13 protein-coding genes are annotated in these 10,499 nt (G+C 41.7%); 3 read left to right on the top strand and 10 right to left on the bottom strand.

Annotated elements, in window-relative coordinates; translation table 11 throughout:
- The 3 genes from H6S82_RS07220 to H6S82_RS07210 form a co-directional block, all read left to right on the top strand.
- Window positions 1-1,089, top strand: a 1,089-nt coding sequence (locus H6S82_RS07220; RefSeq protein WP_191056113.1) for a DUF3536 domain-containing protein, incomplete at its 5' end; no start/stop codon positions are given.
- A gap of 441 nt (window positions 1,090-1,530) precedes the next feature.
- Window positions 1,531-2,187, top strand: coding sequence for a DUF4230 domain-containing protein (locus H6S82_RS07215; protein WP_190469750.1), 657 nt, complete (start codon window positions 1,531-1,533; stop codon window positions 2,185-2,187).
- A gap of 108 nt (window positions 2,188-2,295) precedes the next feature.
- Window positions 2,296-2,460 carry a type II toxin-antitoxin system HicB family antitoxin gene (locus H6S82_RS07210; protein ID WP_199315455.1) on the top strand — a complete coding sequence of 55 codons (165 nt, stop codon included), beginning with the start codon at window positions 2,296-2,298 and terminating at the stop codon, window positions 2,458-2,460.
- A 47-nt stretch (window positions 2,461-2,507) separates the two neighbouring features.
- Here the strand turns inward: H6S82_RS07210 and ureC are convergent, their stop codons facing one another.
- The 10 genes from ureC to H6S82_RS07160 form a co-directional block, all read right to left on the bottom strand.
- The gene (gene ureC / locus H6S82_RS07205) at window positions 2,508-4,241 is read right to left on the bottom strand and encodes an urease subunit alpha (RefSeq protein ID WP_190469753.1); all 1,734 of its coding nucleotides are present in this window, start codon (window positions 4,239-4,241) and stop codon (window positions 2,508-2,510) included.
- 203 nt (window positions 4,242-4,444) lie between these two features.
- Complete coding sequence (locus H6S82_RS07200) at window positions 4,445-5,149, bottom strand: urease accessory UreF family protein (protein ID WP_190469756.1); 705 nt, start codon at window positions 5,147-5,149, stop codon at window positions 4,445-4,447.
- A complete protein-coding gene (locus tag H6S82_RS07195; protein ID WP_190469761.1) occupies window positions 5,146-5,670 on the bottom strand; it encodes an urease accessory protein UreE in 525 nt (174 codons plus the stop codon). The genes H6S82_RS07200 and H6S82_RS07195 overlap by 4 nt, the downstream gene beginning before the upstream one ends.
- Window positions 5,667-6,518, bottom strand: a complete 852-nt coding sequence (locus tag H6S82_RS07190) for an urease accessory protein UreD (protein WP_199315456.1) — start codon at window positions 6,516-6,518, stop codon at window positions 5,667-5,669. Before H6S82_RS07190 ends, H6S82_RS07195 begins: the two co-directional genes overlap by 4 nt.
- Before the next feature lie 227 nt (window positions 6,519-6,745).
- Window positions 6,746-7,378 (bottom strand): urease accessory protein UreG, encoded by a 633-nt coding sequence (gene ureG, locus H6S82_RS07185; protein ID WP_190469764.1) that lies wholly within the window; start codon window positions 7,376-7,378, stop codon window positions 6,746-6,748.
- 27 nt (window positions 7,379-7,405) lie between these two features.
- A complete protein-coding gene (locus H6S82_RS07180; protein WP_190469767.1) occupies window positions 7,406-7,717 on the bottom strand; it encodes an urease subunit beta in 312 nt (103 codons plus the stop codon).
- Between the two features lie 90 nt (window positions 7,718-7,807).
- A complete protein-coding gene (ureA, locus tag H6S82_RS07175; protein ID WP_190469770.1) occupies window positions 7,808-8,113 on the bottom strand; it encodes an urease subunit gamma in 306 nt (101 codons plus the stop codon).
- 270 nt (window positions 8,114-8,383) lie between these two features.
- On the bottom strand, window positions 8,384-8,995 hold the full coding sequence (locus H6S82_RS07170; protein ID WP_190469773.1) for a pentapeptide repeat-containing protein: 612 nt from the start codon (window positions 8,993-8,995) through the stop codon (window positions 8,384-8,386).
- Window positions 8,996-9,395: 400 nt separating this feature from the next.
- Entirely contained in the window at window positions 9,396-9,953 is a 558-nt protein-coding gene (locus H6S82_RS07165) for a pentapeptide repeat-containing protein (RefSeq protein WP_190469775.1), read from the bottom strand.
- A gap of 292 nt (window positions 9,954-10,245) precedes the next feature.
- On the bottom strand, window positions 10,246-10,499 hold a 254-nt coding region (locus tag H6S82_RS07160; RefSeq protein ID WP_191056112.1), incomplete at its 5' end, for a carbohydrate porin.

Genomic DNA, 10,499 nt, shown 5'->3' with positions numbered 1-10,499 from the left:
GATCGTTTCCAAAATGGTGCGGAAATTTATCGGCAACTGGTAGTATCTGCCCAAGTTAGCTTTAAGCAAGTGGCAGCGCACTACGCGATTACTTCCCTGTTCACCAATTACTCCCACGAAACTCGCGTTTATTGTTACTCCGCGCATCGGCTAGATTACCAGATGCAAAGCATGGGGCCCCTGACTCTGGCTGTAGGGCAAGTGCGGATGGTGTCGGAAATTACCTGGGAAAGCGTGCATCTGGTCTTTGCCGTTTTGCATTTGGGCGGTTGGGATTTCCACTGCTGCATTCAACCTTTCACCAGTCGTCGCGCTTACACGCAGTTGAAAGAGCAGCTGTTTGAGGCTTTGCAACAAGCTAGTGCGGCACAAACTATTCTGGCGATGAGCCAAGTGTTTGGCGATCAAAGTTTTAGCTTGCAGAACTTGTTTGCTGAGGAACGGCACCGGATCATGGAGCTGTTGAGTAAGGAAACACTGACTCGTCTGGATCAACTTTATACTCAAGTTTATCGGGATAATTTCGGTGTTTTGATGGCGTTCCACCGGGATGAGCTGCCCGTACCGCAAGAGTTGCAAGTTGCCGCCGATATTGCGCTGAGTAATCGGGCGAGGATCGCTTTGCGGGAATTGGAACACGAATTGAGCGATTTGTCAACTGGTGAAGCGCATTTGGGTTTGGGCGAGCTGGCAGAATTGGAAGCGATCGCGACAGAAGCCAAAAATATGCGCTGCAAGCTGAATATCCGCGAAGGTAAGCAAACTTTAGAGCGGTTGATTTTGAAGGCGCTTTGGCATTTGTTGCACGACAGCAACCCAGCTACTTTGGAAACCGATGTGGAACGGATCGAACGGACGATCGATGTAGGCAATAACCTCAATCTCGGCTTATCTATGGAGCGAGCCCAAGAAGTATTTTGCTACTGCTTGCACAAGTATATAGTGCCGCAGTGCTTAGTGGTTGATGTTAATTGGAAGCCAGAAAACGAAGGAGTTTGTCGTTGGGAGTTATCCCAACTTCGTCCTCTGTTGCGGTTGGCTAAAAAATTGGCAGTTGATGTCGATATTTGGTTAAAGCAAGTGTCGTAACGAGTTAACTTATAGAAACCCGGTTTCTTGGAGAAACCGGGTTTCTGAATATTCGTAGCACATTCGTAGGGGGGTCAGCGGTTGAAACTATCGCTTTTGCGTCCGATCGCAAAACTTATTGTCATAGCTTAAATTGATTTATGAATTCAAACATGAATTTTAGCGATTAGACTGGGAGGTTTTCAGTGTGCGATCGCTCTTTGGTACGATTCGCACCCGTAAAATGTGTTCCGAGACTTGTGAACTGATTTTGACAGGGCGATCCCAGTCAAGTTGCAAATTGGACATCGCAATTGAATAGTCTATTTAGACTGACCTTCTACTACCGATGATAAACTGTTGTGGCCTAGTACTTGCCAGGGTGTGTGCTTTATACCTCAGAATTGGGAATACTACCTTTGGACTGGCCGAAAGGATAGTTGTTCAAAATGGAGATGACGTATGACAGCTAGCTTAATTAAAGCCTCGAATTTACTTAATAAAGTGTTAGTCGGGATTGTTCTGCTTTTGTTTATCCTTGTGTTGTGGCTGGGTTACCAAATTTATCACTCAAGAAGCGGGTCAGAAAAGATAATCGATCCAGGTTCGCTGATAGTGCGTCAAGTTAGAGACGTAAGTGAATTGACTACAGCCATGTTTGAAATGGATGCTGTGGTACCTGTAAGTGAAAAAGGGATGATAGCGCAGAGTAAGTTGCTCTATATCGCTCACGGTAATGTCCGAGTTGGAGTTGACTTAAAGGAGTTTCAGACGGATAATGTGCAGGTTGAAGGAGAGAAAATTACTGTAACTTTACCTCCGCTGAAAATTCTTGACAGTAAGCTTAATCTGGAACACTCTAGTGTTTATTCCTATGACCGAGGTCTTTTAGGATGGGGTCCTGACGTTGTTAACTTGCAAGCGCAAGCCCAACGTGAAGCCCTCAAAAAAGTTGAGGATGCTGCTTGTCAAAGTTGGCTGATAAAGACAGCTAGCGATCGCGTTCAAAAGACTGTTGAAAATCTACTTAACCAAGTTCTTAAAGACAGAGGTTTCAAACAGATTATTGTGGAAGCCCAACTTCCCTCCGAAGGTTCATGTTCAAAAGCGCAGGTATAACACTTTGCTGCACCCAACGGCAGCTTCAGGCTTAGCATAAAACTGCGGTTTTCGTAGGTTGGGTTTCCTGGCATCAACCCAACCTACAATTTTTAAAAGGGTTAATATATGAAAGCTAAACTTATCAAAATTTTCACAGCTATCGTCGAGAGAGATCCTGATACAAAGCTCTATGTTGGCTATGTTCCTGGATTTCCCGGAGCGCATTCGCAGGGAGAAACTCTCGAAGAGTTACAAGAGAATCTGCGCGAAGTTATTGAAATGCTTCTCTAGATCCCCGACTTCTTGAAGAAGTCGGGGATCTGGGTAGTAAAACTGAATTAAAACAAGAAATAACGCTGCGCCATCGGTAAAACTTTCGCAGGCTCGCAAGTTAATAATTCCCCATTTGCCCTAACTTCGTATTTATCAGGATCGACTTCAATTTTTGGGGTGGCGCTGTTGTGTTTCATATCTGCTTTACTGATATTTCTGGTATTGGCAACTGCCCTGATGCGAGATGTTAAACCGAGTTGTTTGGGAATATCTTTTTCTAAGGCAACTTGGGAAAGAAAAGTAATAGAAGTTGCCCCGATTGCGCCGCCAAAACTACCAAACATTGGGCGCATATGCACCGGTTCGGGAGTGGGAATACTGGCATTAGCATCGCCCATTTGCGCCCATGCGATCGCACCTCCTTTAATTACCATTTCTGGTTTCACACCGAAAAATGCTGGTTTCCACAAACACAAGTCTGCCAATTTACCTTCTTCCACGGAACCGACATAATTAGCAATACCGTGTGCGATCGCCGGATTAATGGTATATTTAGCGATGTATCTTTTGGCGCGAAAATTATCGTTATCTTGACTAACTTCGCCAGCAGATTGTAAGATTCCCCTTTGCACTTTCATCTTATGGGCGGTTTGCCAACTGCGAATAATTACTTCGCCTACTCTTCCCATTGCTTGAGAATCAGAAGACATCATACTTATCGCACCGATATCGTGTAAAATATCTTCAGCGGCAATAGTTTGGGGACGAATTCTCGAATTAGCAAAAGCGATATCTTCGGGAATATTTTTATCGAGGTGATGGCACACCATCAACATATCGAGATGTTCGTCTAAGGTATTGATCGTGTAGGGACGGGTGGGATTGGTAGAAGAAGGTAAAACATTTGAATAACTGCAAACTTTGACGATATCGGGTGCGTGACCGCCGCCTGCACCTTCGGTATGGAATGTGTGAATAACGCGGTCTTTAAAAGCTGCGATCGTATTTTCTACAAATCCAGCTTCGTTTAAAGTATCGGTGTGAATTGCTACTTGTACGTCGTATAAATCGGCAACGGAAAGACAAGTATCGATCGCAGCAGGTGTAGTTCCCCAATCTTCATGCAGCTTTAATCCCATTGCACCAGCTTCGATTTGTTCGATTAATCCTTCCTGTTTGCTGGCATTACCTTTTCCCAAAAAACCTAAATTAATCGGAAAGGCATCAGCTGCTTGTAACATCCGGTAAATGTGCCAAGGGCCAGGAGTACAAGTAGTCGCGTTAGTGCCTGTAGCGGGGCCAGTTCCGCCGCCAATCATAGTAGTAATACCGGAGGCAAGGGCAGTTTCAATTTGCTGCGGACAAATAAAGTGAATGTGAGAATCAATTCCCCCAGCAGTGAGAATTTTGCCTTCTCCAGCTATTACCTCAGTACCAGGCCCGATGATAATATCTATATTATCTTGAGTGTAAGGATTGCCTGCTTTTCCAATTTTGTAAATCTTACCATCTTTGATACCGATATCTGCTTTGACGATGCCCCACCAATCGAGAATCAAAGCATTAGTAATTACCGTATCTACCGCGCCAGCAGCATTAGTAATTGGGGATTGTCCCATGCCATCTCGAATTACTTTACCGCCGCCAAATTTAACTTCTTCACCGTAAAGTGTGCCATTGTAAGTAGTGCGGTCTTCTTCGACTTCTATGAATAATTCCGTGTCCGCAAGACGAATGCGATCGCCCACGGTTGGGCCAAACATGGCGGCATATGCTTGTCGATTCATTCTATTGGCCATATTTTGTTCTCCTGCGAATTTATTTTGCTTTTTAAATAAGGCTTATAATAGTTTATCGGAAAAGCGATCGGGGAAGATTTTTTTAACCACAGATATCCACAGATGAACACAGATAAACACAGATGTTTTTAAGATTTATTGTTATGTTTATTGGGTTAAATTTGATTTTATGGCTGTACTATGAGGTAATGGATAGTTTATTATTAACTAGCAAACAACCTGTGAGTTAATTTTTGATGTCGCATTTGGGCAAGATCGATCGCAGGCGTACAAGACCACATTTCACTCAGCTTTAAAGAAGTAGCATTTTGATAGGTTTCTTCGATATCCGTTGCTAAATTTAGCAGAACTTTTTGTGCTTGTATGTGTCCGATAACACTTAATCGAATTGCTGCCCCTAATAAACCTGTAACAAAACTATGTAAAAAAGCGAGTACTGTATTTCGTTCGCTCAAATTGGCTACCCTTCCCACTACAGCAAATATAATTGGATGCAAGCAATTTATTTCTCCTTTTGCTACATCTTTTTCGAGAATTTCTAATTGGGAATCTTGCCAAGTGGAAGTAGCGATCGCAAGTAAGGCGCGTCCGCTTTTGCGCTGAGTTTCGCGAGTTTTTTCGATTAAAGTTTGGGCAAATAATTGGGCATCTGCTTGGCGAACTGCTTCTAAGTCACCGATCGCACTTCCCCGATAAGCATGGATTAATGCTACCACATCTGTTGGCCCTACTTTGTTACGTAAAAGCAACCGCAGAAAAGTTTGTAAATCAATTGGCGATCGCAATTTATTTTCTTGTACCAAAGATTCCAATCCGTGCGATAATGTAAAAGAACCCGATGGAAAAAAAGAATCGGATAACTGCATTAAAGCGAGTTGTTGGGCGATGGTAGATGCAGCTTTGTTCATGAGTGGTGATGGTGTTCGGAATGTTGGGAAAATGAGAGGTGTTCGTGAGGCGATCGCAATTCATATTCTAGCTGCAAACCGGGAATATGAAAATCGCGAATAGTTGATTCTACTACTTCGGCGTCTGTTATTAATTCTACGTAAATTTTATTATCCTGCACAATTATCGGCCAATGATGATTGCCCAAAACATGACCTAGATGGATTAATTTTATGGGAAAATTCGATATTTTTTCCGAGAAAGTAATTACCAAGACTTTTTGCGATCGCAGATGAATCAGCACCAACTTTCCCTGTGCGGTTTCTAACACATCTCCTTCCCGCAATAACCAATCTCGACTTTTGACAATTCCCACATCTATACCAGAATTAGAACGAGCATAAATTCGACCTTTGCGACTATCAACTTCCGTAATATCCACTTCCAAAAAACCTTCTGACTGACGCGCTTTTTCTATCCGTTCGGATAGCGTCGCATTCTCTGCCAAATTACCTAAATAAATTTCTGCCAGTTCTGTCATTTGGGAATGTGGGGTAAAGGAGATCGATCGCCAAAACGGCGCACGCAGTTTAAGGTATATTTTTGGTATTTTTTCAGTTCGTGGGTACTCTTGGCGATAGCTCTAATCAGCAAACCTTTACTTTGCGGTAATATAGAACTAGCTACAACTATATCAGAACATTTGGCAATTTCTAAGTCTTCTACAGCTTCCCTTAATAATTCTAAATTTGCTTTGGGTAGTAGTGCGATCGCATTTCCCAAAATAGGCGCACTAGCGAAGATATCGCTATTTTTGAAAGGATTGAGTTTTCCTTCTAAGCGCATTGCATCGGTAAACCATAATTCTCCTTCAGTCGAACTTACTTCCAAGCGATTGCAATAATAGTGAAAATCGTAAATTTCTTCTCTTGCCAATCTTCCCGGTACAATTATTTCGCTTAAAAATAGATTGCCTGTTGGATGAATTTTGATGCGAGTAGTTTGCTGCAATGCAGAATCTTTAAATAAAATCAGCGGTTCTGGGACAAATTCTAAAGCTGCGCTTTCTCCTATTTCAATTTCATAATTAGTTATGGCTTTTGTGTCCGGTATAGATATAGAATGAACATTAGTAGCTGCTTGATCTGTGAGGTAAAGACTGGTATTATTTGCTAATTGCAACGATATATTTAATTCATCTCCGGCGAGTAACCCTGGAGATGCACTCATCATATATATATAAGCAGATTTAGGATCGGCAGTATCAAGGCGAAATGTGGGAGAAAGGCGGAAGGGATATGCTGTATGCTGATGGATGATGGAAGTCCGATCGCTGCGATCGGACTTGAGTTTTAGTTCTAAGTTTTTTGTTTGGTTGAGGGTTTTCAATTGGATCTTTTTTTAACGCAAAGGACGCAAAGGTAAACGCAAAGGGACGCTAAGGTTTAATAAATCTTTTGACAATCTCCAGATATATCATCAAATTCATTTTTGTACCCTGCGGGAAGGCTGTGTCTCAATCTGTGTTCATCTGTGTTCATCTGTGTTCATCTGTGGATATCTGTGGTTAAAAAATCCTATTTTTCAGCATTTCCCAAGAATTATATTATAAAACATTAACTTACTTTTGCAGTGGCGCTGCGAAATAGAACAGTCTCCATAATAAAATTAACCACTTCATTTAATCCCTCTTTTGTTTTACAATTAGTGTATGCGATCGGTTTACCTCGACGGTATAAAGGAGCTTCTTTGCGGATTAATTCTAAGTCTGCGCCGACATAAGGAGCGATATCAATTTTGTTGATCACTACCAAGTCTGCTTGTACGAAACCTGGCCCTTTTTTGCGGGGAATATCATCGCCAGCACCTACATCAATCACAAAGATATAGGAATCTACTAAATCGTAACTGAAACTGGAAGCAAGATTGTCACCCCCGCTTTCTACAAAGATTAAATCCAATTCGGGATAAAGCAATTCCAAATCTTTGATTGCCAGCAAATTCATGCTAGGGTCTTCCCGAATTGCTGTATGAGGACAGCTACCCGTTTCCACTCCTACAATACGTTCTGGGTGCAAAAATCCGCCGCGTTTCAACCGTTCTGCATCTTCAGTAGTTAATAAGTCATTAGCGACAACTGCTACTTCAATACCTTTCTCCATCAACATCGGAATTATACTTTCTAATAAAGCAGTTTTACCGCTGCCTACTGGCCCGCCAACTCCCAATCTAGCTGCTGATTTTTGCATAGCTAAAATCCCTTGTCTTGCTTGACTTTACCTCAAGGCTCCATTCACTTTCGCATTAAAACCATAAATCTCCCGCGTACCAGCAAATTCAACTAATTCAACTGTTTTCTTTGTCCCGTCAGCTTCAAATCTTACCGCTGTTCCCGCAGCAATATTTAAGCGCATTCCTTTGGTTTGTTCCCGATCGAATTCTAGCGCCTCGTTAACTTCATAAAAATGGAAATGAGAACCCACTTGAATTGGTCGATCGCCTTTATTAACTACCTCTATTTCAATCGTTCTTCGCCCTGCATTTAACTCAATTTCACCTGCTTTAGCAATTATTTCTCCAGGTATCATTGCTTTTCCTTCCTTCGCGCTTTTCGCTTCTAATTCTCTATCGCGAATCGCTTCGCTAACGCGGTTCGTTAATAAAAATTTACAACTTACCTAATCCCCAATCGGATTGTGTACAGTTACTAATTTTGTTCCATCTGGAAAAGTCGCTTCTACCTGCACTTCATGAATCATTTCCGCTATGCCATCCATGACCTCATCTCTTTTCAAAATTTGTTTACCTTCGCTCATTAACTCGCTGACAGTTTTTCCTTCCCTTGCACCTTCTAAGATCGCAGCAGAAATATACGCCACAGCTTCCGGATAATTTAATTTTAACCCTTTTGCCTTACGTCTTTCTGCCAGCAGAGCAGCAGTAAAAATCAACAGTTTATCTTTTTCTTGGGGTGATAGCAGCATGGCACATTTCCTTAGATTTTGACTTGCTGTTTACCTTTGGTAAACTTTAGGCATATTTTATGATTTTGTCAATAAGTTGATGTCCAGCAAACCAGTTTTTTTGTACTTAAATAACCTAAAAATTATAAAATGCTACTTGTCAAGCGATCGTTCTAATTTTTTACTTTTTAATACATATTTAAATATATAAACATAAACCTTTACATACAAGTAAAGGTTTAGTAACTGCAAATGCGATCGGATGCACCCAAACAAGCAAAAAATACACAGCTATCGCGCCTCGGACTTCCTTTCGCCCGTTACCTCAGACCAGTTAACACGGCTTGCGCCCGTCAAATTAGATTTTGGCGAATTAACAACATTCATATTCACACCCACCAGGTTAGCTTGATGCAAACTGACTCCATTCATATTGGCATCCATCAAATTAGCACCGCTCAAATTCGCATTATTTAAATTGGCACCTATCAAGTTTGAGATGCCTAAATTTGCATTACTTAAATTCGCATTATTTAAATTCGCATTGCTCAAGTTTACAGAACTGATATTAGCATTACTCAAGTCAGCATTATTCAGGTTTGCACCCACCAGTTCTGCATTAAACAAGTTAGCATTAATCAAGTTAGCATTTATTAGATTAGTATTAGCTAAATTAGCAGCAAACAAGTTCGCTCCTCCCAACCTAGCGCCGCTTAAGTTTGCGCCTCTCAAGTCCGCTTTACTGAGATCTGCACCCAGCAAGTTCGCGCCACTGAGATCGCAACCTTGACATTGCTTAGTTTCCAACAAACGCTTAACATCAGCGGGGTTTTCGGCTTTAACCGCCGGGACGAAACTTATGGCGATCGGTAGTGCTAGACTGACTAAAATTGTGATTTTCATATTTTTTTCCTTTTTACCTAGCAGGTCTTATATTTTATTGTTCCCAATATTACCCCTCTGTTACCAGGGAATAAATAATTTTTTGGTTAATTTTAATTTGCAAAAATAATAAATAGCGATTGTCGAATAAAAAAAATATGCAACCAAGAAAATACTTAATTTTTGCCAGTAAGCGACTAAGTAAGTAAGTCAGTGTAAATAAAGCAAAGATAATTAAACATAGGGTGGGCACTGCCCACCCTATGTTTAATTATGCCCACCTACTTACTTACGCAAACGTGAAAACCCTTAGCCTCATGCCAAAAGTTTATGAAAATACAGTAGGGTGCGTTAACCTGAAAGCTAACGCACCCTACAAATATGTTGCAATTAAATCCTGGTTAAAACACCCGTTTTACAATTAACGAGTTACACCGGCTGCATTCGTCAAGTTCGCACCTCTCACACCGTACAAGTTAGCGCCAAACAAGTTAGCCGCATTGAGATTTGTTTTAAATAGGTTTGCACCTCTGAGGTTTGCCGCACTCAAATTTGCTCTGAACAAATCGGCTTCCCTCAAATCAGCACCAATCAAATCGGCTCCTTTGAGGTTCGCTACATTTAAATTAGCCCCAACTAAAGTAGCTTCATTAAAGGTGGCATTAACCAAATTAGCTACTGATAGATTTGCACCATTCAGGTTGGCACCGTTGAGTTTGGCTTCGCTGAGGTTAGCGCCGTTGAGGTTAGCACCGCTGAGGTTGGCGCGAGTCAGATTGGCACCGTTAAGATTAGCACCGCGAAGATCCGCATTTCCTAAGTCAGCACCGCTGAGGTTCACGCCTGTTAAATTCAGTCCCGCGCCTTGTTTGGTTTGCAGCAACTGTTGAACCTGTGGGGGATTTTCAGCTTTTGCGATCGTACTTAAACCTAGCATTGTGCTGACGAGCGCTGTACTGACGATAATTTTCAGTTTCATATTTTTTATACTCCTCTAACCGTATTTTTACGTAAAATGACTCATTTGCTAGCCGTTTATTAAATTATCTTATGAGTATATATTGCTGAAGAACATTATTTTGACAATTTATACGTGTATATACTTATTATAACATCAAATTTTAAAATATGGCAAATACAATTTACCAGTTAGGATCGTAGAAACACCGCTAACCGCTAAGCACTGTAATCCCAGAAACCCGGTTTCTTTGGGTTGTCGCAACGAAAGAAACCCGGTTTCTCATCGTCCATAGGGAATACACCAAGCTGTTCTAGAAGCTAAACTGCGTTCGCACAGCCCCTACGAAGATAGCCGGGTTGTCATTAAAGTTATTGGCGTTTTCAATCACGTAAAAGCTTGGGATAAGGGCAATATTATCGGTGAGGGGATAATAGTAACTAGCTTCGATGTCGAACTGCATACCACCATCGCCCCCTCCAGACACGAGGAATCGACGCCCTGCCAAAACATCAAACGGTATTACATAGGATAAAGTCGCCAACGCTCCTCTTTTACCGAGATCGG

The sequence above is a fragment of the Planktothrix sp. FACHB-1355 genome, from assembly GCF_014748295.1.
Lineage (GTDB): Bacteria > Cyanobacteriota > Cyanobacteriia > Cyanobacteriales > Aerosakkonemataceae > Aerosakkonema > Aerosakkonema funiforme_A.
Note: the sequence above shows the minus strand (reverse complement) of the source record. Positions and strands in the feature narration are given on the sequence as shown.